Source organism: Gluconobacter sp. OJB (assembly GCF_039638275.1).
GTDB lineage: Bacteria > Pseudomonadota > Alphaproteobacteria > Acetobacterales > Acetobacteraceae > Gluconobacter > Gluconobacter cerevisiae.
Map to the genome: position 1 here is coordinate 2,731,265 of NZ_JBDIWH010000001.1, position 26,380 is coordinate 2,757,644.

The 26,380-nt window shown below is 61.3% G+C and carries 26 protein-coding genes; 17 read left to right on the forward strand and 9 right to left on the reverse strand.

Translation table 11 applies throughout. The features are described 5' to 3' along the window. Positions 1-61: 61 nt before the first annotated feature. From rpoD to ABDK74_RS12735, 6 genes are all read left to right on the forward strand, one after another. Positions 62-2,020, forward strand: a complete 1,959-nt coding sequence (rpoD, locus tag ABDK74_RS12710; protein WP_194262336.1) for an RNA polymerase sigma factor RpoD — start codon at positions 62-64, stop codon at positions 2,018-2,020. A 21-nt stretch (positions 2,021-2,041) separates the two neighbouring features. Further along, entirely contained in the window at positions 2,042-2,617 is a 576-nt protein-coding gene (locus ABDK74_RS12715) for a GNAT family N-acetyltransferase (RefSeq protein ID WP_346004059.1), read from the forward strand. Positions 2,618-2,776: 159 nt separating this feature from the next. After that, complete coding sequence (gene rpsF / locus ABDK74_RS12720) at positions 2,777-3,259, forward strand: 30S ribosomal protein S6 (RefSeq protein ID WP_062033192.1); 483 nt, start codon at positions 2,777-2,779, stop codon at positions 3,257-3,259. Between the two features lie 5 nt (positions 3,260-3,264). Beyond that, positions 3,265-3,555, forward strand: a complete 291-nt coding sequence (gene rpsR / locus ABDK74_RS12725; protein ID WP_194254887.1) for a 30S ribosomal protein S18 — start codon at positions 3,265-3,267, stop codon at positions 3,553-3,555. 10 nt (positions 3,556-3,565) lie between these two features. Further along, a complete protein-coding gene (rplI, locus tag ABDK74_RS12730; protein ID WP_346004060.1) occupies positions 3,566-4,156 on the forward strand; it encodes a 50S ribosomal protein L9 in 591 nt (196 codons plus the stop codon). A gap of 139 nt (positions 4,157-4,295) precedes the next feature. Further along, positions 4,296-5,513, forward strand: coding sequence for a cyclopropane-fatty-acyl-phospholipid synthase family protein (locus ABDK74_RS12735; RefSeq protein ID WP_346004061.1), 1,218 nt, complete (start codon positions 4,296-4,298; stop codon positions 5,511-5,513). A gap of 9 nt (positions 5,514-5,522) precedes the next feature. On the opposite strand, the gene rsmA is transcribed toward ABDK74_RS12735, so the two are convergent. The 9 genes from rsmA to ABDK74_RS12780 are packed head-to-tail and all read right to left on the reverse strand — an operon-like array spanning position 5,523 to position 15,442. Then, complete coding sequence (gene rsmA, locus ABDK74_RS12740) at positions 5,523-6,341, reverse strand: 16S rRNA (adenine(1518)-N(6)/adenine(1519)-N(6))-dimethyltransferase RsmA (RefSeq protein ID WP_346004062.1); 819 nt, start codon at positions 6,339-6,341, stop codon at positions 5,523-5,525. Position 6,342: 1 nt separating this feature from the next. Further along, positions 6,343-7,701, reverse strand: a complete 1,359-nt coding sequence (locus tag ABDK74_RS12745) for a peptidylprolyl isomerase (protein WP_346004063.1) — start codon at positions 7,699-7,701, stop codon at positions 6,343-6,345. A 2-nt stretch (positions 7,702-7,703) separates the two neighbouring features. Next, positions 7,704-10,028 (reverse strand): LPS-assembly protein LptD, encoded by a 2,325-nt coding sequence (locus tag ABDK74_RS12750; RefSeq protein ID WP_408874483.1) that lies wholly within the window; start codon positions 10,026-10,028, stop codon positions 7,704-7,706. Continuing rightward, a complete protein-coding gene (lptG, locus tag ABDK74_RS12755; protein WP_346004064.1) occupies positions 10,028-11,218 on the reverse strand; it encodes an LPS export ABC transporter permease LptG in 1,191 nt (396 codons plus the stop codon). The genes ABDK74_RS12750 and lptG overlap by 1 nt, the downstream gene beginning before the upstream one ends. After that, positions 11,215-12,384 (reverse strand): LPS export ABC transporter permease LptF, encoded by a 1,170-nt coding sequence (lptF, locus tag ABDK74_RS12760; protein ID WP_346004065.1) that lies wholly within the window; start codon positions 12,382-12,384, stop codon positions 11,215-11,217. The genes lptG and lptF overlap by 4 nt, the downstream gene beginning before the upstream one ends. Before the next feature lie 58 nt (positions 12,385-12,442). Continuing rightward, positions 12,443-12,940 (reverse strand): hypothetical protein, encoded by a 498-nt coding sequence (locus ABDK74_RS12765; RefSeq protein WP_194254873.1) that lies wholly within the window; start codon positions 12,938-12,940, stop codon positions 12,443-12,445. Positions 12,941-12,942: 2 nt separating this feature from the next. Further along, complete coding sequence (locus tag ABDK74_RS12770; RefSeq protein WP_346004066.1) at positions 12,943-13,956, reverse strand: L-threonylcarbamoyladenylate synthase; 1,014 nt, start codon at positions 13,954-13,956, stop codon at positions 12,943-12,945. After that, a complete protein-coding gene (locus ABDK74_RS12775) occupies positions 13,953-14,750 on the reverse strand; it encodes a 3'(2'),5'-bisphosphate nucleotidase CysQ (RefSeq protein WP_346004067.1) in 798 nt (265 codons plus the stop codon). Before ABDK74_RS12775 ends, ABDK74_RS12770 begins: the two co-directional genes overlap by 4 nt. Before the next feature lie 53 nt (positions 14,751-14,803). Beyond that, entirely contained in the window at positions 14,804-15,442 is a 639-nt protein-coding gene (locus tag ABDK74_RS12780; protein WP_346004068.1) for a hypothetical protein, read from the reverse strand. A 91-nt stretch (positions 15,443-15,533) separates the two neighbouring features. Between ABDK74_RS12780 and ABDK74_RS12785 the strand changes: the two genes are divergently transcribed. The 11 genes from ABDK74_RS12785 to ABDK74_RS12835 all read left to right on the forward strand — a co-directional run bounded on the left by ABDK74_RS12785 (position 15,534) and on the right by ABDK74_RS12835 (position 26,373). Beyond that, positions 15,534-17,006, forward strand: coding sequence for a leucyl aminopeptidase (locus ABDK74_RS12785; protein ID WP_346004069.1), 1,473 nt, complete (start codon positions 15,534-15,536; stop codon positions 17,004-17,006). Further along, positions 16,990-17,466 (forward strand): DNA polymerase III subunit chi, encoded by a 477-nt coding sequence (locus ABDK74_RS12790; protein ID WP_346004070.1) that lies wholly within the window; start codon positions 16,990-16,992, stop codon positions 17,464-17,466. The genes ABDK74_RS12785 and ABDK74_RS12790 overlap by 17 nt, the downstream gene beginning before the upstream one ends. An 84-nt stretch (positions 17,467-17,550) precedes the next feature. Continuing rightward, positions 17,551-18,639, forward strand: a complete 1,089-nt coding sequence (locus ABDK74_RS12795) for an aromatic ring-hydroxylating dioxygenase subunit alpha (RefSeq protein ID WP_346004071.1) — start codon at positions 17,551-17,553, stop codon at positions 18,637-18,639. A gap of 43 nt (positions 18,640-18,682) precedes the next feature. Continuing rightward, positions 18,683-19,528 carry an aldo/keto reductase gene (locus ABDK74_RS12800; RefSeq protein ID WP_346004072.1) on the forward strand — a complete coding sequence of 282 codons (846 nt, stop codon included), beginning with the start codon at positions 18,683-18,685 and terminating at the stop codon, positions 19,526-19,528. 12 nt (positions 19,529-19,540) lie between these two features. Next, complete coding sequence (locus tag ABDK74_RS12805) at positions 19,541-20,878, forward strand: hypothetical protein (RefSeq protein ID WP_346004073.1); 1,338 nt, start codon at positions 19,541-19,543, stop codon at positions 20,876-20,878. Then, positions 20,878-21,747 carry a hypothetical protein gene (locus ABDK74_RS12810; protein ID WP_346004074.1) on the forward strand — a complete coding sequence of 290 codons (870 nt, stop codon included), beginning with the start codon at positions 20,878-20,880 and terminating at the stop codon, positions 21,745-21,747. Before ABDK74_RS12805 ends, ABDK74_RS12810 begins: the two co-directional genes overlap by 1 nt. Further along, positions 21,744-22,265, forward strand: a complete 522-nt coding sequence (locus ABDK74_RS12815) for a hypothetical protein (RefSeq protein WP_346004075.1) — start codon at positions 21,744-21,746, stop codon at positions 22,263-22,265. The genes ABDK74_RS12810 and ABDK74_RS12815 overlap by 4 nt, the downstream gene beginning before the upstream one ends. Beyond that, a complete protein-coding gene (locus ABDK74_RS12820) occupies positions 22,265-23,353 on the forward strand; it encodes a hypothetical protein (protein WP_346004076.1) in 1,089 nt (362 codons plus the stop codon). Before ABDK74_RS12815 ends, ABDK74_RS12820 begins: the two co-directional genes overlap by 1 nt. Continuing rightward, entirely contained in the window at positions 23,350-24,789 is a 1,440-nt protein-coding gene (locus ABDK74_RS12825) for a hypothetical protein (RefSeq protein ID WP_346004233.1), read from the forward strand. The genes ABDK74_RS12820 and ABDK74_RS12825 overlap by 4 nt, the downstream gene beginning before the upstream one ends. After that, on the forward strand, positions 24,786-25,271 hold the full coding sequence (locus ABDK74_RS12830) for a hypothetical protein (RefSeq protein ID WP_346004077.1): 486 nt from the start codon (positions 24,786-24,788) through the stop codon (positions 25,269-25,271). Before ABDK74_RS12825 ends, ABDK74_RS12830 begins: the two co-directional genes overlap by 4 nt. 166 nt (positions 25,272-25,437) lie before the next feature. Next, complete coding sequence (locus tag ABDK74_RS12835) at positions 25,438-26,373, forward strand: ROK family protein (RefSeq protein WP_099286853.1); 936 nt, start codon at positions 25,438-25,440, stop codon at positions 26,371-26,373. Positions 26,374-26,380 lie beyond the last annotated feature (7 nt).

Below are 26,380 nucleotides of genomic sequence, written 5' to 3' on the forward strand. Positions count from 1 at the left end.
AGGATCGACCACCTGCACGCTGCCGGATTGCTAACTCGCGGCGGAGTTGACGGAGAGACGAATGGCGACGAAAACAGCCTCTGGAACGGATCGGAACGCGCAGGAACAGGAGGGGGATGCCACTCTCCTTGATACGCAGTCCGCTGCCGTCAAGCGGCTGATCGCCAAAGGGCGTGAACGCGGGCATATCACTTTTGATGAACTGAATGCGGTCCTGCCGCAGGACCAGATGTCTTCCGAGCAGATCGAAGACGTCATGGCGGCCCTGTCGGAAATGGGCATTCAGGTTCTTGAAAACGAGGATCAGGACGAAGGCGAAGGCGCTGCCGAGAAGGAAAGCGAAGCCGAGACCGAGGAGGCTGAAGGCCCCCAGGGCGGCAACGTTGATGCCGAGGCCGCCAGCCGCACGGATGATCCGGTCCGGATGTATCTGCGTGAGATGGGTTCGGTCGAACTGTTGTCTCGCGAAGGCGAAATCGCGATCGCCAAGCGGATCGAGGCTGGTCGCGATGAGATGATCGGCGGCCTGTGCGAGAGCCCGCTGACGATTCGCGCCATCATTTCCTGGCATGAACGCCTCAAGGACGGCGAGATGCTCCTGCGCGACATCGTCGATCTGGAGGCCAGCCAGGGCGGTGGTCCCGATCCGGACGCGGTTGAGGGCGAAGAAGGCGATGAGGCGTCCGAAGAGGACGACAAGGCCGAGGACGAGAACGAAGAGGGCGACGGCGAGCAGCAGGAAGGCAGTGGCCTGTCCCTGTCCGCGCTGGAAGAGAAGCTGAAGCCGGAAATTCTGGCCCGTTTCGAAGCCATCGAGCCGCTGTATCACAAGCTGCGCAAGATCCAGATCAAGCGTATTGAAGCCTTGACGGGCGGCGAGGATCACTCGGACAAGTCCGAGCAGACCTACGAGAAGCTGCGTCATGAACTGGTCAGTCTGGTTGAGCAGGTGCATCTGCACAACAACCGGATTGAGGAACTGGTCGCGCAGATCAAGATGCAGGTCCAGAAGCTGAACGGCGTTGAAGGCCGGATGATGCGTCTGGCTGAGAGCTGCAAGATTTCGCGTGACGACTTCCTCATCAAATATCGCAGCCGCGAACTGGACCCGACCTGGCTGGACAGCATTTCCGCGCTGCCCGGCAAGGGCTGGAAAAACCTGACGACCAAGCACATGGACCAGCTGCGCAACCTGCGTGGCGAGATTGCGGCCCTGTCGCATGAAACGGGTCTGCCGGTTGGTGAATTCCGCCGCGTTTATGCGACCGTTTCCCGAGGCGAGCGTGATTCCACGCGTGCCAAGAAGGAAATGATCGAGGCGAACCTGCGTCTGGTGATCTCGATCGCCAAGAAATACACGAACCGCGGCTTGCAGTTCCTGGATCTGATTCAGGAAGGCAATATCGGCCTGATGAAGGCTGTGGACAAGTTCGAGTACCGTCGCGGCTACAAGTTCTCGACCTATGCGACCTGGTGGATCCGTCAGGCGATCACGCGTTCCATCGCGGATCAGGCCAAGACGATCCGTATTCCGGTCCACATGATCGAGACGATCAACAAGCTCGTGCGGACGTCGCGCCAGATGCTGCATGAGATCGGGCGTGAGCCAGCTCCGGAAGAGCTGGCTGAGAAGCTCGGTATGCCGCTGGAGAAGGTCCGCAAGGTCCTGAAGATCGCCAAGGAGCCGATTTCGCTCGAAACGCCGATTGGCGATGAGGAAGACAGCCATCTCGGTGACTTCATCGAGGACAAGACGGCTGTTATTCCGTTGGATGCAGCGATCCAGACCAACCTGCGTGAAGCCACGACCCGCGTTCTGGCCTCCCTGACGCCGCGTGAAGAGCGCGTGTTGCGGATGCGCTTCGGCATTGGCATGAACACGGACCACACCCTTGAGGAAGTGGGCCAGCAGTTCAACGTCACGCGTGAACGTATCCGTCAGATCGAGGCGAAGGCGCTGCGCAAGCTCAAGCATCCGAGCCGTTCGCGCAAGCTGCGCTCCTTCCTCGACGACAACTGAGCCGTCTGAGAGCGCGCGGCAATGTTGCCGGACTGGCTCAGGCCGAAAGGGGCATCCACCCGTCTTGCGGTGGATGTCACCTTTTTGGAGACGTCTTTTTCCCGTCCGTCTCCAGTTTTGCCGGAAGGATTTTCCCTGTCTCGTGTGACGGGGGACGAAGCTCTTTCGCTTTACCGTTTTCTGTATTTGACAGTCGGGCAGGAGTACTGCTGGTGGATGCGCAGGTCGATGCCGGATGCAGAACTGGGAGAAATCCTCCAAGATCCTGCTGTTCACTTCATGGTTCTGCGTGACAGCAGTGGCGAGCCAGCGGGTTTCTATGAGCTGGATCTGCGGCAGGGTGGGGATGCCAATCTGGCCTATTTTGGCCTTCTGCCGCAGGCGATGGGGCGTGGGCTGGGTCGGGCGCTTCTGGACCATGCTGTTGCACGGGCGTTCGGGGCGGGAAGCTGGCGGCTGAGGGTCAATACCTGCACGCTGGACCATCCCAATGCGCTTCCGAATTATCGTCGGGCGGGATTTGCAGTCCGGCATGTCGTGTCTGAAACATGGGACGTTCCGGACGAATATGTGCCGGAAAGGCTGAGACGACTCTGAGTTAAGGCTTGCTTTTGGGGGCGGTGCGTGATTAATGCCGCCTTTCCCTGCCGGGCGATGTGGCATCGCGCCGGCTATACCCGCGCCCTGAAACATGGGCCCTGTTTCCGGCATGGGTCGGAGCCAGTTGCGGGTTGACCCAATCCGAAGGGAGTCTTCATGCCATTGTATGAAAGCGTGCTCATTGCACGTAATGATGTGTCGCAGGCTCAGGTGGAAACCCTGGTCGAGACCATCGAAACCCTGCTCAAGGACAACGGCGGTTCTATCCAGAAGCGCGAGTTCTGGGGCCTGCGTTCCCTCGCATACCGCATCAAGAAGAACCGCAAGGGCCATTACGTCCTGCTGGGTCTTGACTGCACCCCCGACACGCTGCGTGAAGTAGAGCGTCAGCTCGGCCTGAACGAAGACGTGCTGCGCGTTCTCACGCTGCGCGTTGACGAAATCGACGAGAACCCCTCTCCGGTTCTGGCGCGCAAGAGCGACGATCGTGGCGATCGCGGCAACTTCCGTGGCGGCTCCAAGCCGGCTGGTCGTTTCGAGAGCGGCCGTGGCGGTCCCCGTCGCAGCAGCGAAGACCGTGAAGAATATCGTGCACGCGGCGAGCATGACGATGTTCGCGAGACGGCTGGAGCGGAGTAAGAATCATGTCCGAGACAAACACTCCTGACGTCGGCGAAGTGAACCCGGCTGCCCGTCGTACGGCAGTTGGCGCACGTCGTCCGTTCTATCGTCGTCGCAAGTCCTGCCCGTTCTCCGGTGCCAATGCGCCGAAGATCGACTACAAGGACGTGCGCCTTCTTAGCCGCTTCCTTTCGGAGCGCGGCAAGATCGTGCCGAGCCGCATCACGGCCGTTTCGGCCAAGAAGCAGCGTGAGCTGGCACAGGCGATCAAGCGCGCCCGTTTCCTCGCCCTGCTCCCCTACGTTGTGAACTGAGGAGAGCATCATGTCCCAGACCGCACTGATCCTGCTGCAGCGGGTCGAGCATCTCGGCCAGATGGGCGACCTGGTGCACGTGAAGCCGGGTTATGCCCGTAACTTCCTGCTGCCCCAGGCCAAGGCCATGCGCGCCACGGTTGCCAACAAGAAGCGTTTCGAGACCGAGCGCGCGCAGCTTGAGGCCCAGAACCTCAAGAAGCGTGAAGAGGCCGAGCGCCTTGCCGAGCGCATGCATGAGCTGTCCGTTGTTGTCATCCGTCAGGCTGGCGACAGTGGCAGCCTGTATGGTTCCGTCAGCACCCGCGACATCGCGGTTGCCGCTACGGATGCCGGCCTGACGATTTCGCGTCAGCAGGTTGTTCTGGCACACCCGATCAAGCAGCTTGGCCTGACGGAAGCACGCGTTGTGCTGCATCCGGAAGTGTCCATTCCGCTGACGGTCAACGTTGCCCGTTCCGCTGAAGAAGCCGAGCGTCAGGCTCGTGGCGAAGAGATTGGCGTGCAGGACGAGGATGAGAACATCCTTGGTGACCTGCAGGCTGAGAACGCCGCCGAAGAGGCTGCTGCCGAAGCTGCCGAGGCATCGGAAGAAGCGTAAGGCTTCTAACGCTGACCTCGTTCTAAAGAACCCGGCCGGGATTATTCCCGAGCCGGGTTTTTTTATGTCCATTTGACTGGCAGGATACAACTACAGGCCCGTTGAGGGTTTTTCCCGGTATTGGAAACAGGAGATCGGAATGAAGCGGATTCTGGATTTTGTCTTGCGGAAATTCATTCAGACGGGACGCCTGCGGGTCACATTCAGTGATGGTATTGTCCGGACGTATCGCGGATCGAAACCGGGACTTGAAGCAGGCTTGCATCTTCGGACGAAGCAGGCCGAGCGGGCCCTGATCGTCAATTCCGGCCTTGCCTTTGGCGAAGAGTACATGGCGGGCAGTATTGTGCCCGACGGATGTACGCTTGAGACGCTGCTGACGGTGTTGATGGAAAACATTAACAGTCATGGACATGTCTTTGAGGAAATCGAGGACCGTCTGCGTTATGTCACTCGCGCCTGGAAGACGCTGAATTCTCTCAAGACATCCCGAAACAACGTGGCGCATCATTATGATCTGAACGGCACGCTTTACGATCTGTTTCTCGACAAAGACCGGCAGTATTCCTGCGCGTATTTCGAGCGTGAGGACATGACGCTGGAGGAGGCTCAGATTGCCAAGAAACGCCACATCGCGGCCAAGCTCAATCTGGATCGCCCGGGGCTGGACGTGTTGGATATCGGCTGTGGCTGGGGCGGAATGGCGCTAACGCTGGCGAAAGATTACGGCGCACGGGTTCTGGGTATCACGCTGTCACGCGAGCAGCTTGCTGTAGCGCGGCAGCGGGCGAAGGATGAAGGGCTTGACGGGCAGGTCCGGTTTGAACTGATTGATTATCGTAATCTGCATCAACAGTTTGATCGAATTGTTTCGGTAGGCATGTTCGAACATGTGGGGCCGCCGCAGTTCGAGGCTTTTTTCCAGAAAGTCAAGGCCTGTCTCAAGCCGGATGGCGTGGCTTTGATCCATTCGATTGGACGGATGGACGGGCCGGGAACGACCAATCCCTGGATCCAGAAATATATTTTTCCGGGCGGGTATTCGCCTGCTCTGAGCGAGACGATGGCAGCGATCGAGCGGTCGGGGCTGTGGATGACGGATTGTGAGGTGCTGCGTCTGCATTATGCCCGCACGCTGGCGGAATGGCGCAAGCGTTTTGATGCCAACCGTGAGAAGATCCGCGCGCTGTATGACGAGCGGTTTGTCCGGATGTTCGAGTTCTATCTGGTGGGGGCCGAGCTGTCATTCCGGGTTCAGGGGCACATGAATTTTCAGCTTCAGCTGACCCGGTCGATTGATGCTGTGCCGTTCACGCGGGATTACATGCTCGCGCGCGAACGGGAAAGCGTGGCCTAATAAGGGCTTTTAGCGGCTGGCGAGATTTAGTTCCGCCAGCCGTGCGAATTCGGCGACCGAGAGGGTCTCGGCCCTGCGGGTCGGCTCGATTTCGGCTTTTTCCAGAAGCCGTTCGCCGCCAATGGATTTCAGCGACGAGCGGAGCATTTTGCGGCGCTGCCCGAAAGCGGCGGCTGTGACCTGCTCCATGGCGCGGAACAGTTGCGGAGACGGCTGCTCGGCATGTGGGATGATGACAGCTACCGCGGAATGGACTTTGGGTGGCGGAGAGAAGGCTTCCGGCGGGATACGCAGGGCGACCGAGCATGTGGCGCACCACTGGGCCAGTACGCCGAGGCGACCATAAGCCGAGCTTCCCGGCGTCGCGCAGATCCGCTCGGCGACTTCGAGCTGGAACATCAGGGACAGACGTTCCCACTGTGCCGCCTGTCGCAGCCAGCCCACGAGGAGGGGCGTGGCAACGTTGTAGGGCAGATTGGCGACGATCTGTCGTGGCGCGGGAGCGAGGGTTGCGGCGTCCAGCTTCAGAGCATCTTCACGGACGACGTGAAGGCGGCCTGGATAGTGGGTCGCCAGTTCGTCCAGCAGGGGCCATGCGCGTTCGTCGATTTCCACGACATCGACACGACTGGCGGGCGTGTCGAGTAACGCGCGGGTCAGGCCGCCAGGGCCGGGGCCGATTTCGACGACGCTGCGTCCGGTCAGATCGCCACCGAGGGCTGCGATCCGGGCGCAGATGCCCGGATCGAGAAGGAAGTGCTGACCGAGGGATTTCTTGGCATCCAGACCATGGGCCTGGATGGTGTCGCGCAGTGAGGGGAGGGACACGTCAGTTGGTGGCCTTGGCGGCAGGGCGCATCTCGATGATGGCACGGCGCTGGAGGTCGCGCTGAAGCTGGCGTGAAGCCTGCTCGACATGCTCGTTCATGAGCTGGTCGGCGATTTCGCTCGGGCTCTGCTGTGCCAGATTTTTCTGCTGCCGATCGCAGACCATGAGCAGGGCGATGCCGTCCATCGAGACCAGCGGACGGCTGACCTTGTTCGGCGGTAGCGATTCGAGGACTGACTTCATCTGCGGCATCAGACGTTCCAGAATCTGCGATCCGGGATTGCCGGGGCGCTTTTCACCCAGAGATTTATTGAGCGCTTCCATGGCGTCGCAGCTATGGACGGTCTGAACGGCGGCTGTGGCTTTCTGCAAGGCTGCGCGCTGCTGTTCGGTCGGGTTCTGCGGGTTCAGGGGGGCGTCGAACGGGAAAAATGCCTGTCTCAGATCAAGCTGGGTGCCCATCTGTTTGCCGACCACGCGCTTGGCCTGAACGGTGGCAATCACGAAGCCGCCTGCGACCTGAACGGGGTTAGAGATGGCGCCGATCGGCATCTGGCGGACGATGTTGACGACCTGCGGATCGAGGTTGTCTTCCTGCACCCAGCCCATGGAACCACCGTCGAGAGCAGACTGGGCCTGAGAGAACTGCGCGGCCACGATCGGGAACGGTGCGCCCTCGCGGAGCTGGGAGATGATGGTTTTGGTGAAGGCGAGTTCGGCTTCGTCATGGCGCGGGTCGGCGACGGGGACGAAGATTTCGCTCATGAAATACTGAGGGCGCCCCTGTTCCGCCTGAAGCGCCTGTTCGCGCTGGCTGATCTGGGTTGCTGTGATGCGGCCTTCTTCGCCAAGCTTTTCACGCAGGACCTGCATCCAGCCGATCTGGACGCGGATCTGGTCGATCAGGGTCGTGAGAGAGACGCCGTCCGAAGCCAGGCGGTTGCGCAGGGCGTTCTTGGGCATCCCGTTGCGCTGCTCGATATTGGCGATGGCGCCTGCGATCTGATCCGGCTCTACGTTGATGTGGCGCTTGAGAATTTCCTGCGTTTTCAGGCGTTCGTCGATCAGCTGATGGATGATCTGGCCACGCATGCGCCCCATGATTTCCGGGCTGATGGGCAGGCCGGTCGAAAGCACGAACAGCTTTGCGCGGTTGTCCACGTCACGCTGCGTGAGAACCTGTCCGTTGATGACGGCCAGAATCTGGTCTTCAGGGGGCTTGACCGGGGCTGCGGCCTCTTTGGTGGCAGCAGGTTTCGTGGCCGCCTTGTGGTGCGGGGCGGCCATGGCCGGGAGAGTGGCCGAGAAAGCCAGAAGGACAGCCAGGGCCGTGGATGCGGTGCAATGGGTCTTGGACATGCTCAACCGTTGATTCCGAAGGTGCCGATCGTCTTGAACGTGAAGTTGAAGAGGATCGTCTCGTTACGCTGTTCGCCGCCGATACGGGTGTATTGTTTGATATACATGATATCCAGCCCGAAACAGTCATTGGAATAGCCGATTGTGCCGCCGTTGGCGACGAACTGTTTCCGGGACAGGCTGCGGCGGAAGAAACCCGACGCATGGTAATTGCGCCAGTGGGTTGAAAAACCGCCTGTCACTTCGCTGGTTTTGACCATGTAGGGAGCGTTGGGGCCTGATTCGCGGAAGTCCGTCGCGTAATAATAATACGGCGTCACGGGAGCATAAACATAGCCGCCTGTCAGGCGGAACATCGGAACGCCTGTGCTGATCAGGCCTTCGCCGTAATCGAACTGGTGAGTCCAGGGGTTGTAACGGCCACGGGCTGTGACATCGACATACTGGTTTGGGCTGACGCGCAGGCGGGCCACCGGGTCTGACAGGTGATGGTCGAGGCCGGAATAGGGCAGGCGGTTACGGGTGATGTGTTCCTGAAAGCTCTCGCCGACGAGCATGTCGATCGCATGGCCGTTCCATGACCAGTTCTGATGGATGCCCACGTTGGCGCGCAGGCCGCCATCAAGACGATCGGTCCCGAGATAGCGGTTGAGGGAAAACAGCGTCGTGTCCGTGAATTCGTAGGACAGACTGTCTTCGTTAGGCAGGTGGCGGTTCTGCGAGTTGCCGGTATTGGGTGAGGCGATGACCTGGGCGATGGGTTCCAAGATCTGCGAGCCATGGCCCTTGGCAAAGCTGCGCAGGAACGGCCAGTTCATTCGCAGGGCGATGGTCGGCTGGACCTGTCCCACGAGGTGGTTGCCACCGGCGTTCATGTAATAGGTCGGCTGCTGGTAGGCCTGCGTGGCGTGATAAACCATCGAATCGATCCGCGCCGTCAGCAGGAACTGCTGGCCGAGCTTGTTGTGGAACGGACGATCCCACTGGATGGCGGCCTGACCACGCTGATCGTTGATGCCGTTCTTTCGATACAGGTTGAAGTTGGTCGTTTTCACACTGAGACGGCCGCCGAACATGTCCGGCTGTCCCTGAAACGCGTAGGTCAGTCGTGGCAATGCCCAAGGGAGATCCGAGTTGCGGATGACGCCCTGGTTCAGACCCTGATAGGCCTGTCCGTCAAAGCGCAGGTAGGAGCCGACGCCATAGCCTTCGAGGTACAGGTTGGAGTTCAGCATTTCCTGACCGTAGCCGGGAACGCGGTAGTCACGCATGTAGTTGGCGGAACTGGCGACATTGATGTTGGCGCCAAGCTGCCAGTTGCGGTTGAGGGCGAAATTGCCGCGGCCGAACACATAACCCTGAATGCCGTATTCGTTGGACGAACCGACATTGTTGCCAAAGGTGTTGGTGTAGCGGTTTTCGTTATGGGTGTCGTAGGCGACACCGCCCGTCACGTCGATGGAGCCGAAGTTGAGGCGGTTGCGGTACTGCGCAGTCAGTTCGGGGCCGGTTTTTGTGGAGACCAGGCCACGGACCGTCAGATCCTGCTGTTCGTCGATCGCCCAGAAATAGGGAAGTGTGAAATAGGTACCGAGATAGCGGTCATGCGGGCTGATGCCCGGCATCAGGAAGCCGCTCTGACGTTTCACAGACGGATCGGTCATGGAAAAGAACGGGAAATAGAACACCGGTAGGCCGAGCATCTTGAGCCAGGCGTGATCGAATTCGAGCCGCTTATGCTGCACGTCCTGTGTCGCGTCGAAAGCCTGAAACTGCCAGAACGGCGGTAGATCCGGGTTCTTTTCGCAGATTTTGCAGGCCGTATAGACGGCATGCGTCAGGTCGTTCAGCATTCCGTTCGTGCGGCGCATACCGTTGCCGGCGAGCTTGGCGTTGTCTTCCATGCGGATGTAGATGCCGCTGCCGATACCGTCATGCATGCCATGGCTGAACTCGACATAATCGGCATAGGTCGTGCTGCCGTCGGGCTCCACGACTGCGACATTACCTTTCGCCGACAGGATGCCGGTGCTGCGGTCATAGGTCACGCGGTCCGCGCGCAGGGCGTGATCCCCCTGCCAGACGCGGACATTGCCATCCCATGTGACCAGGCCGTTTTTCGCGTAGCTTTCGCTATCGGCGAGATAGGTCAGGGGATCGGTCTGTGACGTAGGTTTTCCGATGACGATGACATGGGAGTTGTCGCGCTGCATCGTGTTGGCAGACATCTTCTGCGGCGCCACGAGCGCGGTTCCAGCCATCAGCGTGGCACCGACGAACGAAGCGCGTCTGCGGGCGCGCGTTGGGAGCCACAGGGGCACCGTCATCAACCATCCTCCATGTGCAGCAGAAGCGCCACGGCGAGGCAGAGCCCCGCACCCGTCGGCGCCCATGCCGCAAGAACCGGTGGCAAGGCACCGGATTCACCAAACTGTTCGGCCACTTTCGAGATGGTGAACAGCGCAAAGCCTGCGGCAATTCCCGATCCCAGCATCCGGGCTACGCCGCCGCGCCGTGTCGGACGCATCGAGAAGCCTGCGGATACCAATGCCATGGTCCCGGCCAGAATGGGAAGGGCCAGCAGCGACTGGAAGTGAAGTCTGTGCCGGATCGAAGGAAATCCCGAGCGTTCAAGAAGGTTGATGAACCCCGGAAGCGCGAAGACCGACAGCGTATCGGGCGATGCGAAACTTTCCTGCACACGGCCGACTGTCAGGTCGGAGGGGAGGGTCATGTCGCCGATCCGCTCGGGCAGATGATCGGGATGCAGCACTGATGTGTCGTGCAGGAGCCACTGATGATCACCCAAAGCGCCATTGGGAGATTCGACACGGAGGATCAGGCGGTCCCGGTCGTCGAGGCGGAAGATCGAGACGCCGGACACTTTCAGTGCGCCGTCGATGAGATGGACGTCCTGAGCGTGCAGGATGGCAACGCCATGAGGGACCAGCCCGTCATCAGACTGTCTGAGCCACAGGGCGCCGCCGTTGAGCGTCAGGGGGCCTCCGCCGGTGCGCAGATAGGTCTGATCCAGCATTTCAGCACTACGGAACATGCTCGACGACAGGGAGGAAATGCCGGTTGTGGTCAGCAGGCCTGTCAGCAGGGCGCAGGCCAGGGGGCTGGCAAGGAACTGCCAGGCGGAAATGCCGGCGGCGCGGGCGACGATGAGTTCGGACGAGCGTGTCAGGCGCGAAAAGCAGACGATCCCGCCCAGCAGGATGCCGAAGGGCAGGACGTAAATAATGTAGTACGGCACATGCAGTGCTGCGATTTTGACGACGAGACTGGCCGGAACGTTGGGCCGTGTCGCCGCGCGACGCAGGAGGTCGATGAAATCAAACAGCGAGACCAGTCCGGTCAGGGCCAGCACCATGGACAGGGTACTGAGCATGAACTGGCGGGCTATATAGATGGCCAGCGTCGTGGAGAACCCGGCATGGTCATCACGGGTGCTGAAGACCTGAAACAGCGAGGTCAGCCACGAACCTAGTCGCGGAGAGGCGGCGGTTCTCATCGGGAGGCCTCCGGTGACGGCGTCATCGGAACGGGCTGCTTCACGCTTCTGGTCCATTGTTCGAGAAACAGCAGGACAGCGCAGACGACGGCGGGCAGGAGGGCTTCAAGCCAGATGAGCGGCACCAGCGCCAGATGCCGTCCGGCGAGGTTCTGGAGCATGAGCGAGAGGGCCAGCAGTCCGACGACCGTGAGGATCGCGGTCAGGGGGCGGGTGATGTTGCCATGACGGGAGAAGGCACCGCGCAGCACCGTGACCAGTCCGATCATGGCGAAGGACAGGGCGGTCAGTGGAGAGGTGAGCCGTCGCCAGCCCACGACGATATTCTTGCCGCGATCGCGTTCGGAGACCTCATGAGGGTCGGGATGGAACAGTTCATGAAGCGACATTTCGTCCGGGTCACGGTCTTCGTGGCTGTTGCGCCGTCCTGATGTCAGGTCGATGGTGTTGCGTCCGAAGGTCAGGACGTTCAGCCGTCCGGTATGCCGGTCGATTTCCTCGCGAGAGCCGTCGTAGAGAACAACGCGAGGCTGGTCGTTCACCACGACCATGGTGCCGCGCTCGGCGAGGATCGTGGTGTGGGAATCGGGGTTGCGGTCGTCTTCGACCAGAACGCCATGAAGCTGGCCGTCACTGGTACGCCCGCGGACATAGACGGTCATGTCTCCCGAAAGGCTGGTGAAGACGCCGTCCTGAAGCAGGAAGGCTGCCATGCGGTTGCGGATCTGAAATTCGTAGCGATGAAACGCATGATAGGACATGGGCGCAAGCCACAATGTCAAAGTGTAGCACAGCGCCACGGAGAAAAACGCGCAGAGCAGCCCCGGTCGGGCCAGTTCCAGCGGGGAACGCCCGGCGGCGCGCATGACCGTCAGTTCCCGGTCTCCGACCATCCGCTGATAGGTGAACAGCACGACGAGGAATGTCGTGATGGGAAGAATGACGGCAATGAAAGTCGGCAGCATCAGCGAGGTGAGCTGGATGAACACGCGCAGGGACAGGCCGTGCTGGACCACCATCGAGACGAAATGCAGCGACTGGGTCAGCCAGATCAGGGCTGTTGCACCTCCGGTCAGCGCCAGCAGGGCGATGAGGAGCTGACGGAGGATGTAGCGGTCGAGCAGAGGCAGGATCTGCCGCCCGGAAGTACCGGAGGATGAGGCCATAACCCTTCATCTATCCCTAGCGCGTGGCGGGAGGAAGGCGAAAAAACGAAACAGTTTTCTATCGCAGATAGGCAGCCCGGTCGACGACTGCCTCTGGGGGCGACAGGCTGTGATAGAATTGGGTTCCGGCAATGCCGACCAGAAGACCCGCGCCTGTTGCAAAGGCCACGGCTGCATAACGCCAGGGTTTCTGCATGCGGAACGTGGCCACTTCCATCTGGAGCAGCCCCATGTCCATCTGGCATCGCCCCAGCCGTGACTGGGCTGTGCGGGTATCGCTTTCGCTCTGGCTGAGGCGGCGTTCCAGATCGCGGACGCGATCACGCAGTGCTTTTTCTCGGGCGATGACGTTTTGTGAGGAGACTGTTCCGATGCGCGTGATGAACAGGTTTTTCAGCGCACCACCTGTGACGACGTCACGCCGGGCCATCTGGCGGATCCGTTCCAGCGCCGTGGCGGCGTGGCCGGGCTGCTCATCCAGCACAAGAGCCAGAATATCGGAAAGAATCTTGATTTCCTTGGGGTCTACGTCCCTTGGGTCCGGCGTGCGTCCCATACTCAGGACGCTGCCATCGTGTCTGTGCGGGGTTCGGCCGCGCGGCGCAGGCGGTCACGGATCGCGAGGCCAAGCCCATGACGGGGGATTGTCTGGGCCGCAATGGTTTTAAGGCCGCGCCGTGTGCCTTCCGCGTCCAGAAAGCGCAGTCCGGCGAAAAGACGGGCGGCTGCTTCTTCAAGATTGCCGCTTTCGCTCAGGTTCCATGTCAGGCCCGCGCCGGGGAATGGACGGCCGAAAGCAAGTTGGGCTTCGTCGGGCGCAATGGAGGTGACGTCCAGCCTGACGGGTAGGCTGGGGGCGTAATGCGAGGCCAGTCTGCCAGGGGAGGCGGGCGCGATTTCGGCAAAATCGTCCGGATGGCGGATCGGGCCACAGAGATCGTTCAGTTCTTCGAGCGTAACCCCGCCCGGACGCAGAAGAACGGGCACGTTTCGGGTCAGATCCAGAACTGTGCTTTCCACGCCGATGGAGCAGGGGCCGGAATCCAGAACCGCGTCAATCCGGCCATCAAGCGAGCGCAGGACGTGGAACGCATCGGAGGGGCTGACGGTACCCGAGACATTAGCGGACGGTGCGGCAACCGGTGCGCCCACTTCGCGCAGGAGGGCCAGCGCCGTTCGTCCGCGCGGCACGCGCAGGGCGAGGGTGGAGAGCCCGGCGGCGGCGAGATCCGAGACGGTCGAGTCAGGAGAACGGGGGAGCACCATCGTCAGTGGGCCGGGCCAGAACCGCTCGGCCAGCGTATGGGCGATTTCTTTCATCCTGCCACTGAGGGACGCCTGTGCGAAGGCGCTTTCGGCATCGGGGAGATGACTGATGAGGGGATTAAAACGCGGGCGCCCCTTGGCGGCGAAAATCCGGGCGACGGCGGTGTCGGACGAAGCGATGGCCCCAAGGCCGTAAACAGTCTCGGTACCGAAGGCGACCAGCTTTCCGGCTTTCAGAAGCTCCGCCGCGCGGCGGATGCCTTCGGGCGTGGCAGTCAGGCGTTCGGTATGTGGCGTGTCGCTCAAGATGCACCTCCCGTGCAGTAAAAGGACGAATTCAGTCGGCCCGGCTTGCCGTAACGCAGGGGCTGTCCGTCAGCGTCCAGCAAAGCACCGCCTGCCGCTTCGAGAATGGCCTGCGGGGCGGCGGTGTCCCATTCCATGGTCGGGCCGAAGCGCGGGTAGAAATCCGCCGATCCCTCTGCGACGCGCATGAATTTGACCGAAGATGACAGTTTGTCGATGGACACGACTTTTCGTCCCGCCAGCCAGCGGTCAAGCAGTTCCGGGTCGCCATGATGGCTGGAGGCCAGAACACGCAGGCCTTCGGCAGATGGTGTCGCGGTCTGGATCGGGGTGTTGTGGGCGCCGTCCCAGCGATGCGCCCCCAAGCCCTGACCACCGCTATAGATCAGTCCGTAGCCGGGAAGCGCGACAACGCCCAGAACCGGTCGGTCATGGCGGACGAGGCCGATATTGACCGTAAAATCCTTGCTACCCGATGCAAAGCCTCGCGTGCCGTCCAGCGGATCGACCAGCCAGTAGGCGTCCCCAGCGGCAACCCTGATCCCGGCCGACATTTCTTCCTCGCCGATCGCGGGAATGGACGGGCAGGCGGCGCGCAGGCCGGAGAGGATATGATGTTCGGAGGCATGGTCCGCTTCCGTGACGGGAGAGGCGTCGTCCTTGATGTCCGTGCGAAAGCCGCGCGCGCGGATGGCGTTAATGATGTCCGAGGCTTCGGAAGCAAGCTGGAACGCCAGATCGAGCAGGGCACGGTCATCGCTCGCGGAGACGGTAAAGGGGAAAGCGGAAGTCATTCGCCCAGACTACTCCAAGAGGGCTTTTGCGTCATGTGCTGATACAGGCGGTTTTACTGCGGACAGGTCGGCACAGGTTCATGGGGGTCGTTCCATGTTGCGAACGGAATTTTTGTCGCGGCGCTGAGGGCGATGTCCGCATGGCAGGTTGTGACCGGGGATGCGATTGTGGACAGGAGCCTGAAGGTGAACGCCGTTGTGCCAGGTTCGCCGTCTTCGCGTGTCAGTTGATAGGTCCGGACATGCGCCGCGCTGGGCTGTGGGACGGGCTGGGGGCCCATGTCGCGTGTTGCGATGAACAACAGAAGGCCGGGTTTTCCATTCACGCGGGCCGTGGCGAAATGGATGGTCTGGATTGCGTCTTCGCCGGTGTGGGGACTGTCCGCAAGCATGTCGGTGAGTGGACCGTTAGGGGTTGCGTTCTGCGTATCCACAAGGTCGGCCTGATCGGGCTGTTCGACGTCGGGTGTGGTGACGGCATACAGATGATAGCCCCATGCGTTTCCGTTCCCGCGCCAGAATGGCGTGATCGTTACAGTGGGAAAGCCGGTTGGGTGCAGGGTGACGGGGCTGTTGCCGATCAGAATGGGCGCGATGTCTGTGATCCGAGGCGCTGTGGGAGCGGCATGTCCTTTCGGGAGGCCGAGCATGACGGCGGAGCAGAGCAGGATCTTCAGGGCGATGCGGCGCATGGAAGGTCTTTCTCGGGGGAGGGCTTGTATGCCGGGGCGGTGTTTCCGATAACGGAGCTGACGATTTCATGTTCCAGACGACAGGCCCATCATGCTTTCAGTGATTTTCGATTCCCTTCCTGCTTTTTCCGCGGATGCGCCCAAGGCGGTCGTGCTGCTGTGCGAGGCTGCGGGTGGGGAGGTGTTCTCGACGTTAGACAAGGCGACGGCAGGTGCGGTGTCGCGCGCTGTTGCTCTGAAGGGGTTCAAAGGGGAAGCCGGACAGAGCGTGATCCTGCCTGCTCCGGCTGAAGGGCTGTCGCAGATCGTTCTCGCCGGGGTGACGCCGAAGGGCGGCGTGGCTGTGGATGCTGTGGCGGTCGAGAATGCTGCGGGTCGGGCGGTGCGGCTGCTGGATGGCGTTGAAAGCGCGGTTCTGGTCGTGTCCGGGGCACTGGAGCAGTTTGCTCCAGAAGCGGGGCTGGGTGCGCGTCTGGCGTCTTATGATTTCGATCTGTACCGCACCAAGAAGCCCGCTGCGCGTCCGGTTCTGAAGACGCTGACTGTTGCAGTCTCGGACGTGGCGGCAGCTCAGGCGCGCTGGACAGCTCTGGATGCGGTGTCCCAAGGTGTGATCCTGACGCGGAACCTCGTGAGCGAGCCGCCGAATGTGCTTTATCCTCAGAGCTTTACGCAGCAGATTGAAGGCCTGCGTGAACTTGGTCTCACGGTTGAGGTTCTTGACGAAAAAGCCATGACGGAGCTCGGTTTCGGTGCGCTTCTTGGGGTGGCGCAGGGCAGTGTTCACAAGCCACGGACGGTCATTGTCCGTCACAATGGCGGTGGCAGTGAGGCGCCTCTGGCGTTCATCGGCAAGGGTGTGACGTTCGATAGTGGAGGCATTTCCATCAAGCCTGCGGCTGGCATGGACGAGATGAAGACCGATATGGGCGGGGCTGCGACCGTGATTGGTCTCATGAGTGCGCTGGCCCGTCGCAAGGCGCCGGTTAATGCGATCGGCGTGGTCGGGCTGGTTGAGAACATGGTGTCCGGTGGAGCGCAACGTCCGGGCGATATCGTGCGGGCCTATGACGGGCAGACGATCGAAGTCCTCAATACCGATGCGGAAGGGCGTCTCGTTCTGGCGGATGTGCTGTCCTACACGCGCAAGCGGTTCAGCCCGAAGCTCATGGTCAATCTGGCCACGTTGACGGGCGCGATCGTGGTCAGTCTTGGTTATGAAAACGCTGGTCTGTTCAGCAACAGTGATGCGCTGGCCAAGGGGCTTTCGGAAGCCGGAACGCAGGTGGGCGAAGGCCTGTGGCGGATGCCGATGGGCGAGGCCTATAACCGTGAAATCGATTCCGATATTGCCGACATGAAGAATATCGGCGGCCGTCCGGGCAGCGCGATCCTGGCTGCGGAGTTCCTCAAGCGCTTCGTGGGCGATACGGATTGGGCACATCTTGATATCGCCGGGACGGCCTGGAAGACCAAGGCGTCTGCCATTGCGCCGAAGGGTGCAACGGGCTTTGGCGTGCGTCTGTTGGACCGGTTTGTGAAGGCGCATGAAGCCAGCGCCTGAGGGGCAGGATCACGCTGTGGATGTCGGGTTCTATCATCTGACGCGCACGCCGCTTGAAGAAGCGCTTCCGGCCCTTCTGGGCCGGACGCTGGATGCGGGGGAGCGCGCGCTTGTGCGTTGTCCCGATGCGGCGGCGGTCATGGCGCTGGATACGGCGCTCTGGGCGTGCCGGGACCCGGTTTGGCTTCCTCACGGGAGCGCAAAGAGTGGTCATGCGGCCCGGCAGCCGATCTGGTTGACGGAGAGCGGAGACGTGCCGAATGGGGCGCATTTCCTGTTTCGGGTCGATGGCGCGGGGGATGATGATTTCGCGCCGTTCACCCGGATTTTCGATCTGTTCGACGGCGGCAATCCGCAATCCGTACAGCGGGCAAGAGAGCGCTGGGTTGCGATGAAATCCTCGGGTCACAATCTCGTGTATTGGAAACAGGAAGAGCGGGGCTGGAAAAGGGCCGGGTAAGGTTTCAAAATATGTCTGAAGCCATTGGTGGAAGACGCTCGATAACGAGGGCGCCTTTCATGTCACTGGAGAGGACGCCTGACTGTGCCGGACCCCACGAATTCTTCCCCTGATCCTCTGAAAACCGATCTGCGTCGCGTCGATATTAATCCGGACTTCTGGTATCCGCTGGCGTGGTCGAAGGATCTCAAACGTGGAAAGACGATCGGGCGTCGGTTCGGACGCCATCCGATAGCATTGGTCCGCCCTGAGGAGGGCAGCGTTTTTGCGCTGGAAGACCGGTGCGCGCACCGGCAGGTTCCGCTTAGTTTGGGCAAGGTCAGCGGTGAGGCTGTGCAGTGCTGTTATCACGGCTGGGCGTATGGCCGCTCGGGGCGCTGCATTGACGTACCGTATCTGGGCAAGGGCAAGCTGCCGAACGGTGTGAGAACCTATCCCTGCCGTGAATCGGGCGGGATGATTTTCGTTTTTCCCGGTGATGCAGCGAAAGCGGAAAGCGTTCCCCTGCCGCCACTGGCGCAGGTGGACAATCCGGCATTCAAGACGCGGCATTTCAGCCCTGTCGTGAAATGCCATTACACGTTCATGCATGAGAACCTGATGGATATGAACCATCAGTTCCTGCACCGTCGCCAGATGGGGCAGATCAAGGCGCGTTTTCTGGGGCAGGATGAGGGCGAAGGCTTTATTGAGGCGCGCTACAGTTTCGCACGAAGCGGGAGCCAGCAGCCACTGGCGGAGCGGCTGATTTTCGGCAAACACCACGATGATCCGGGTCGGGAGCAGCCGATTGAGGAAATCGTCAGTATCCGTACGACTTACCCGTATCAGAGCCTGAAAATCCATGACAAGGACGGTGATCTGATTATGGAGCTGTTCAGTGTTTACGTCCCCAACAGTGCTGATGGCGCGAGTACGCAGACATTCGGTCTGCTTTCAGTGCTGCGTCCGAAAACGCCATTCCTGATTGATGTGATCTGGCCTGCGCTGGGCATTTTTACGAACCGGATCTTTGAGGAGGATCGCGAGATCATGGAATTGGAACAGGCTGCGTGGCGCGAACTGGGTGGCGATCATAACATCGAAGTTTTCCCCATCGTGCGGAAGTTGCGAGACCTTCTGAAGGTCAATGGCATTGTGAAGGAACAGACTGCCGATCCTGTCGTTGTTTGAGGACATGGGTCTGAAAAAACGGGTCTGAGGACAGGAGACGGTCATGAAAACAGTCACGCTCAGGAATGGTGTTACGGTTCCTGCACTGGGAATGGGAACCTGGAATATTGGCGATAGTGCCTCACGGCGCAGCAGCGAAATCGAGAGCCTGCGCAAGGGGCTGGAGGCTGGTCTGCGGGTTATTGATACCGCTGAGATGTATGGAAACGGGCGTTCGGAAGATCTGGTGGGTGAGGCGATCGCGGATGTGCGAGAGGATGTTTATCTCGTCAGCAAGATTGTACCCTCCAATGCGTCTTATGACGGGGTTCACAAGGCGTGCCGGCGTTCTCTGAAGCATCTGGGAACGGAGTGGCTGGATCTGTATCTGCTGCACTGGCATGGGGGGACACCGCTTGAAGAAACGATCCGGGCCTTTGAGGATCTGAAGGATGAGGGCCTGATCCGGGGTTGGGGGGTATCGAACTTCGATGTCGATGACATGGAAGAAATTGAAAATCTGTCCGGAAACTGTCTGGTGAATCAGATTTTGTATAATCTGGAGCATCGGGGGACGGAGTTCGACCTTCTGGATCACGATCTGAAGTCCGGAACGGTGACGATGGCTTATTCGCCGCTTGGGCAGGGTGGGGAGTTGCTGGAGCATCCGGCACTGAAAGAGGTGGCGTCGCGGCATGAGACGTCGCTCGGGCCTGCCGATCCGGCACAGATTGCTTTGGCCTGGGTGCTGCGTCGGCCGAATATCCTGGCCATTCCGAAGGCAACGTCTGAGAAGCATGTGGCGGGAAATCTTGCCAGTCTGGAGATCAGGCTGACGGATGCGGATCTCAAAACGCTTGACGGTGCTTTCCCTTCTCCGAAACGCAAGCTATCTCTCGCCATGATCTGACGGTCGTGATGGTTGCGGTCCGTTCTCCCTAACCTGCGGATCGCGGCCCTGCATATTTTTACGTCCCTGTTTCATACTGATCCGGTTTCACTCTGCCTTGCGGTGCTTGTTCTGCCTGCCTGCATGCAGGTGGTGCAGCCCGCGAGGTTCGGGAAAGTCTTGGCCGTGTGTCTGGCGGCTCTGGCTGCGGTATTGGCGCTTTCGCCAGCTGTTCTGGCCGTTGCTCTGGGTGTGATTGCGGCGCAGGAGCGGGATGCCTGTCCGGCGGTGTGGAGCGTCCCGGCTCTGCTGTTGAGCGCTTTGTTTCCTGCCCAGACGCCTGTTCTGCTGGGGCTGCTGCTTGTTCTGTTCTGGTCTGCGCTCGTGCGTCGCAAGGACGGGGGCTGTTCCGCCGTTATGAGCATTCTGGGCGTGTCGCTGGTGTGGCATGCTCCGGAGGCTGTATCGGCCGAACTGGTTGCGGGTCTGGGTGTGTGTGTACTTGGGCTGATCGGCTGGGCTGTTCTGGGAGCGCATCGACCGGGGAATCTGGGGCTTTTACGTCCCGTTCTGCTGATGGTGCTGGTGGTGGCCGCGCAGGACGAAGGTCTGGTGGTTTGTGCCCGGATTGCGCTGGAAGCCGCGCTTCTTGATCTCGCAACGCTGGTTTTGACGGCATCACTGGGGCTTCGGTTTCCGAGTTTTGCCGTACTGCGTCTGCCGTTTCCGCCTCTGCCCGGGCTGGTCGTGCTGTGGCTGGGAATTCATGCCGCGTTGGGCATGGCGGCGGGCGTCGAGGGCTGGAGCGTGCTCGGCGTGGGGGTGGCTCTGCTTCTGGGCGTTCTGGCGCTGTCCGATCTGCTTGTCGTCGTGCGGCAGATGTCTGGGCGTGCGGCTGCCATATCCGGCGTTTCCGTATTGCTCGTGGGGACTGGAAGTCTGCTTTTGCCTGCGCTGGTGTTCGGGCTGACAAGCCCGGCGCTGCATGGTGTGGGGGGGGAGTGGGTCTGGCCCGTCTGGAGTATTGGTGCAGGTGACGGTTCACATTTCCGGCTGATGGCCTTCGTGATGGTTGGAGCCCTGATCTGGATTGTTCTCCTGCGTCCCTGGCGCATTATGGGGGGGATTGTTCAGGCGGCTTCCACGCTGGCTCCGGCGTTGATGACACTGCTGGCATCAGGCGATGCCCTGTTTGAAGAGGCGCCGTCTCTGGGCTGGAGCCTGCGCCGTTTTGTCGTGTCAGGGCGAGTTCGCTTGAAAGGGCTGAAGGGGGTTAAGGCACCCGTTCTGCCTGACCTGCGTCAGGGGGCTGTGGGGCTCTGGCTTGTTCTTCTCGGCCTCGTTCTCGCGGTGCTGGGAGTGATGACGTAATGGCGCATGACGCGGGACTGATTGCGTTGTCTGTGCTGGAAGCGCTGTTCCAACTGGGGCTGCTGCTCGTTCTGGCGCCTGTGCTGGGGTGGTGTCTGGACAGTCTGCCGTTCTGGCTGGCGGGCCACGCGGGGGGGGCAGTGCGGTTTCGCCTTTTGGGCGCAGGTCGTTTCTGGAAAAACCTGTTTCAGAAACCGCTTGCAGCGCGTCCTGCGCTTGCGTTGACCGTGGGTGTGCTGACGCTTGTGTGTCTGCCTGCGGTGACGACGGGATCGGTGTTGTCCTCGCTGACGGACCCGCTCGTCATGGGCCTGATGCTGTTGATGGGGCGTGGATTTCTGGGGTCGGGCGTTCTGTCGCGAGAGGCGTCGTGTCTGGTGCCGGCGGTTCTGCTGTTGTGTTTGACGGAAGCACTGATCGCGCTGGCTGCTCCGGGAACCGACGGTTTGGGGGGCTTGTGCGCGATGTTGCATATCGAGCCTGAGCCGGGTCTGGAAGGTGCGCTTGCGGCCTGTGCGCTGGCTCTGGGAATTGTATGTCCGCCGCTTCGTTCCGAGGATGTGACGGGTATGTTGTCCGGGGTGCGGGACCGGCAGGAGCGTGAGGCGGCGCGCAGTATTGCGGATGTGCTGAATTGTGGCTGGCTGCTGCTGCTGGCTGATCTGGCATGGCCGGTGAGTGTGGGCCTCGCGCAGGGAGGCGTTCAGGGCTGGTGGCTCGGGTTGGTTACACTGGGCGCACGACTGGCGTTGGCTGTGAGCGTGGCGGTTGGGCTGAGGCTGATGGCGCAGGAGCGGAGCGCGCGGCTGACGGCGTTGTTTGCGGGTGTGGCGCTCCTTCTGGCTCTGGCGGGGAGGTTTGGCACATGATTGTAGGGTTCGGACTGCTTCTGTTGCTAGCCCTTGCAGGGTTGGGGAAAGACGGGCGGGGGCTGCCGCTTTACGGGATGGTCTGCGCTTTTGCCGGGGCGACGGTCTGTTCGGGGCTGATGGCGCTGCTCACGTCTGTGGCGCTGATCGGACTGAACGTTCTGGCATGGGTCTGGCTGCGGCGGTTTGCGCCGGAAGCGCCGGACAAGGCAGCTGTTCTGCCGGTTGTGGGTACGCTTGTTCTGCTTCTGGCACTTGGTTTGTCGGGGGCTGGTCTGGGACTTGCGCCGGTTCTGGGCGCGGGGGCGGTTTTGGCCGGGTTATGTGGTGCGGCGTGGGGAACGCCGCTGGTTCAGTTTACTGGGCTGATCCGGGCGGCGGACGGGCTGGTTGTTGTGGCGTGTGTTCTGAATTCATGGCCGCTTTTTGTCGCGGCTCTGAGCCTGTGGGGCGTTCTGGCGGCACTTGGCGTCACGCTGCTGCCCCGTCTGGCCTGGCGACGGGTGGAGGACGTCTGATGCATCCGCTCGCACCCGTCGGCACGCTGTTTGCCGTCACCGTCTGGCCGCTTCTGGCGGCGTTCCTGCTGTTCCTGACGCCTGAAAACCGTCAGGCCGCCAGTAGCCGGACGTTTGCCGTGGCCGGGCTTGTCATCACGCCGCTGGCTGTGTGGCTGATGCCGAGGACGGATGCGCTGGCTGCGGCGTGTTCCTGCATCGTGACGGCCATTCCGCTGCTGCTGCCGCAGGCCCGGGACCGGACGGGGCGGATCCTGCCGTTTCTGGTGACGGGGTGTGCGTTGCTGGCGCTGAACGTCCATTCGGCATTCGCGGTGACGATCCTGTGTGGCGCGGGAACGGTTCTTCTGGCGTGGCGCGAGGGGCGTGGCCCCCGTCAGGCTGCGATTGTGTGGGACATCGCACGCAGTCGGCTTGGAGGTGTTGTTCTGGGGCTTCTGGGCGCATCGCTTCTGCCGATGCAGCAGTCATCGCTGGGGGCAGTTCTGCTGACGGTCGGGCTGTGCATGGTGGCGGGTCTGGGACCATCACCAGCACCTGCGCCTGAGGCGGCGCTTCTGGATACGGGACTGCGGTTTGCAGCGCTGATGCTGATGTTCCGTCTGAGTGCCTATCCACTGGTCCATCTGCTGATGCTGATTGCGGGTTTTGGAACACTCTTCATGCTGGTGGTGTCGCGCTCGACGGGACGGACAATCTCCTTGCCGATGCTGTCGGCGCTGGGTGTTGTTGCGGCCGCGACCGGTGAAGGTCCGGCGATCGTCCTGTTGCTTCTGTCGGCGCTGGGACTGGCCGTTCTGGATCTGCATGAGGCTGAGGGAGCGGAGACTATCGGGGCAGGAGCCGCACCATGGCCGGTGTTCTGCGCGCTGGTCGGGATTGGGCGGTCGCTTGATGCCGCACAACTCGTTCTGTTGATGCTGTGTCTGCTGCCTGCTTTGTGGTCAGTACGCCCTATGAAGCTGCTGCCAGCCTTCGGACGGGGAGAGCGGGGTATCGTCGCTGTGACACAGGCCGTTCTTCTGCTGGGCGGTTTGTGTGGGCCGCTGTTTCTTGCGTGGCATCCGGTGACGGGGTGGCGACCATGAGAAGTATGGGGCGGATTATCCGCAGCGGCGAGCGTGTGGCGCTGTCGCATTATCATCTCGATCCTGTGCAGTGGAGTGATATGCTCTGTGTTCCGGGTGCGACGTTGCCGCTGATCTCGTGCTGGGCGGATGATGCACGCGCCTCTGTTCTGCTGCTGGAGGGGGATCGCCCACTTCTGGCGAGTACGGTTGTGGAAGATCGCCGGTATCTGGCGCCGTCGTCGCGGTTTGCCGGGGCCGAATGGGGCGAGCGTGTGTCGTATGATCTGTATGGCGTGGAGGCGATGGAGGCGCGCGGGAATGGCACGCCTGCGCTGGATGAAGGCGGCTGGACGTCCACATGGCCATTGTCGTCCCGTCCGGGACCGGCTTCGGGGGGGCTGCGTCCGCTTGGGGGGAGCCGCTTTCTGCGCCCGGAGCAGACGGGGCTGAGTGGCCCTCTGGATCTGTCTTTCGAGATTCTGAAAGGGAAGGTCCGGACTGTGGATGTCTGTGCGGGCGGGGCGCATCGGGGTGTGGTGTCGCGTCTTTTGGGGAAGACGCCGGAGGAGGCCATGTTCCTCATAGCACGGATGACGGCGGGCGGTTTCGTGGCGCATCCTTTGGCTTTTGCACGTGCTGTGGCGCAGGCGCGCGGGCAGGTTCCGGGGCCGGGAATTCGGGATGTGTGGATGATCCTTCTGGAGATCGAGCGGATATCGCTCCATCTGTTCGACATGGCGCGGACGGCGCGAGGTGTGGATGCGGAGCTTTTGGCGACGCACTGCGATCATGCACGCGAAGCGATTGCGCAGGCCTGTGCGGAGCGGGGTGTGTCGCGCCGTCTGATGGACACTGTGAACTGTGGCGGCTTTCGCGAGGGACTGGAAATCGTCCCGCTGGCGCAGGCGGTTCATGCGGCGATGCAGCCACGTCTTGTAGCTTTAGAGGAGCTTCACCGGGTCTTTGCGTCCCGTCTGAACGGGTTTGCGGTTCTGGATGTACGACTGGCGGAGCGTTTTGCTGTTGGGGGCGTGACGGGGCGTGCGAGTGGTCGCAGCATGGACATGCGGCGGCGGGAATCCGGAATGCGGCTGGAGGCGCTGCGGGCGACGGGATCGAGCCGTGGCGATGCCCGGGCGCGTGACGGGCTGCGGATTGCGGAAATCAGGGATTCGCTGAAGCTGATGGAACGGATTCTGGGGAGCATTGGTCTGGACGATGACGAGCCCGCGCCGGATCGTACGGATGAGGGTATTGGCGTGGCCGAGGGGGCGCGCGGAGATGTGTGGTACTGGGTGCGGCTGAAAAACGGACGGATCGAAAGCCTGCATGTCCGTGATCCGGGTGTGTCGGTTCTGCCGGTTCTCGGGGCGATGCTGCGGGACTGTCCCGTGGAGCGTGTGCCTGCGGCTCTGGGGTCGATCGGACTGTCTCCGGCAGGGATTGCCTTGTGAAGGGGTTGCGACGGACAGGCCCTCTGAGCCTGCTTTATGCGTTCATGGATGCGCGGCGCTGGTGTCCGTCCTCGGAAGAAGTGCTTCCGCGTCGTGAGGGTCCCATCGGGCTTTATGTTTTGGAGACGGGGGGATGCGAGGGCTGCTTCATGGAGATCGAGTCTCTGAAAGGCAGTGCTTTCGCTCTGGAACAGGCAGGTTTTGTGTGTGTGAGCGATCCTGCAGATGCGGACTGGTTGTTGCTGACCGGTGCGGTGACGCGGGTCTGTGCCGAGATGGTGGACCGGGTCTGGCGGGCGATGCCGCCGGGTCGGAGTCTGATTGCGGTCGGGGCCTGTGCGGTCGACGGAGGGCCGTTTCCGGCCAGTTATGCGATGCTGGGTGGTTTGCAGGCCCTGACGCCGGTGCGGCGTGCGATTCCGGGCTGTCCACCCGCGCCGCAGGAGATCCTGCACGCGCTTCAGGAGCTAGCGCGGGTCTGATCGCGATATTCTGAAACTGGAAATTGCCTGAAACAACGAAGTTTTGTCTTCGGACGGCTTGTCGTGACACGGTTTCGCGTTAAAGCAGACGGACGCACTGGATGCGTTTTCCCATGAGGTCCGGCCACCTGTCGTTCAGGTCGCCGCACAGAGCACAGGGCTTGAGATGGCTGATTATCGCCTTGGAATTGATCTTGGTGGCACGAAGATCGAAATCGCAGTTCTGAATCGTTCGGGCGATCTCGTCCTGCGTGAACGAATTGCCAATCCCGGTATTTATAACGAGGCCGTTCTGGCGATCCGGGATCTGGTGGCGGATGTGGATCATCGTCTGGGTGCGGTGCCGAGCCATCGCGTTTCGGCAGGGCAGCATACCTCCACGCTGGGTATCGGGATTCCGGGATCAATCTCGCCAGAGAGCGGGTTGATCAAGAATGCCAATGCAACCTGGCTGAACAACCAGCCTTTTGGGCATGATCTGGAAGCTGCGCTGGCCCGTCCGGTCCGGACCGAAAACGACGCCAACTGCTTTGCGCTGTCTGAAGCTGCCGATGGTGCGGCCAAGGGCATGCTAACCGTTTTCGGTGTCATCATCGGGACGGGTATGGGCGCGGGCATCGTCAATAATGGCCGCGTTCTTGAAGGGCGTCATCATATTGCTGGCGAATGGGGGCATCTGCCTCTGCCTTGGCCGACGGAAGAAGATGCGCCGCCGCGCGAGTGCTTCTGTGGAAATAAGGGCTGCATGGAGCGCTATCTTTCGGGCCCGGCACTTGCCGCGGACTGGAAAGGACCGGGGCATCGCAATACCGCCGGTATCGAAGAGGCTGCGGCCAATGGCGATCAGGCTGCGATTGCAGCACTCGGCCGTTACACCGAGCGTTTCGCGCGGGCCTGCGCCATGGTCATCAACTTCCTCGATCCGGATGTGATCGTTCTTGGTGGCGGCGTCTCCAATCTTCACACGCTTTATGAGCGCGTGCCGCCGCTTCTGGCCAAGCATGTCATCACGCCGGTCTGCACGACGCCGATCGTGAAGAATAAGCATGGTGACAGTTCTGGCGTGCGTGGTGCGGCATGGCTGTGGGACGTGACGGAATAAAACCAGC

What these genes read in the sequence shown, in the direction of transcription:
- ABDK74_RS12780 (WP_346004068.1), bottom strand. Translation starts at nt 15,442, where the DNA reads ATGCGCCGCATCGCCCTGAAGATCCTGCTCTGCTCCGCCGTCATGCTC.
- rpoD (WP_194262336.1), top strand. Translation starts at nt 62, where the DNA reads ATGGCGACGAAAACAGCCTCTGGAACGGATCGGAACGCGCAGGAACAG.
- ABDK74_RS12775 (WP_346004067.1), bottom strand. Translation starts at nt 14,750, where the DNA reads ATGACTTCCGCTTTCCCCTTTACCGTCTCCGCGAGCGATGACCGTGCC.
- ABDK74_RS12820 (WP_346004076.1), top strand. Translation starts at nt 22,265, where the DNA reads ATGCATCCGCTCGCACCCGTCGGCACGCTGTTTGCCGTCACCGTCTGG.
- ABDK74_RS12750 (WP_408874483.1), bottom strand. Translation starts at nt 10,028, where the DNA reads ATGACGGTGCCCCTGTGGCTCCCAACGCGCGCCCGCAGACGCGCTTCG.
- ABDK74_RS12785 (WP_346004069.1), top strand. Translation starts at nt 15,534, where the DNA reads ATGCTTTCAGTGATTTTCGATTCCCTTCCTGCTTTTTCCGCGGATGCG.
- ABDK74_RS12835 (WP_099286853.1), top strand. Translation starts at nt 25,438, where the DNA reads ATGGCTGATTATCGCCTTGGAATTGATCTTGGTGGCACGAAGATCGAA.
- ABDK74_RS12765 (WP_194254873.1), bottom strand. Translation starts at nt 12,940, where the DNA reads ATGGGACGCACGCCGGACCCAAGGGACGTAGACCCCAAGGAAATCAAG.
- rpsR (WP_194254887.1), top strand. Translation starts at nt 3,265, where the DNA reads ATGTCCGAGACAAACACTCCTGACGTCGGCGAAGTGAACCCGGCTGCC.
- ABDK74_RS12800 (WP_346004072.1), top strand. Translation starts at nt 18,683, where the DNA reads ATGAAAACAGTCACGCTCAGGAATGGTGTTACGGTTCCTGCACTGGGA.
- ABDK74_RS12815 (WP_346004075.1), top strand. Translation starts at nt 21,744, where the DNA reads ATGATTGTAGGGTTCGGACTGCTTCTGTTGCTAGCCCTTGCAGGGTTG.
- ABDK74_RS12825 (WP_346004233.1), top strand. Translation starts at nt 23,350, where the DNA reads ATGAGAAGTATGGGGCGGATTATCCGCAGCGGCGAGCGTGTGGCGCTG.
- lptG (WP_346004064.1), bottom strand. Translation starts at nt 11,218, where the DNA reads ATGAGAACCGCCGCCTCTCCGCGACTAGGTTCGTGGCTGACCTCGCTG.
- lptF (WP_346004065.1), bottom strand. Translation starts at nt 12,384, where the DNA reads ATGGCCTCATCCTCCGGTACTTCCGGGCGGCAGATCCTGCCTCTGCTC.
- rpsF (WP_062033192.1), top strand. Translation starts at nt 2,777, where the DNA reads ATGCCATTGTATGAAAGCGTGCTCATTGCACGTAATGATGTGTCGCAG.
- ABDK74_RS12810 (WP_346004074.1), top strand. Translation starts at nt 20,878, where the DNA reads ATGGCGCATGACGCGGGACTGATTGCGTTGTCTGTGCTGGAAGCGCTG.
- ABDK74_RS12715 (WP_346004059.1), top strand. Translation starts at nt 2,042, where the DNA reads ATGTTGCCGGACTGGCTCAGGCCGAAAGGGGCATCCACCCGTCTTGCG.
- ABDK74_RS12745 (WP_346004063.1), bottom strand. Translation starts at nt 7,701, where the DNA reads ATGTCCAAGACCCATTGCACCGCATCCACGGCCCTGGCTGTCCTTCTG.
- rplI (WP_346004060.1), top strand. Translation starts at nt 3,566, where the DNA reads ATGTCCCAGACCGCACTGATCCTGCTGCAGCGGGTCGAGCATCTCGGC.
- ABDK74_RS12790 (WP_346004070.1), top strand. Translation starts at nt 16,990, where the DNA reads ATGAAGCCAGCGCCTGAGGGGCAGGATCACGCTGTGGATGTCGGGTTC.
- ABDK74_RS12735 (WP_346004061.1), top strand. Translation starts at nt 4,296, where the DNA reads ATGAAGCGGATTCTGGATTTTGTCTTGCGGAAATTCATTCAGACGGGA.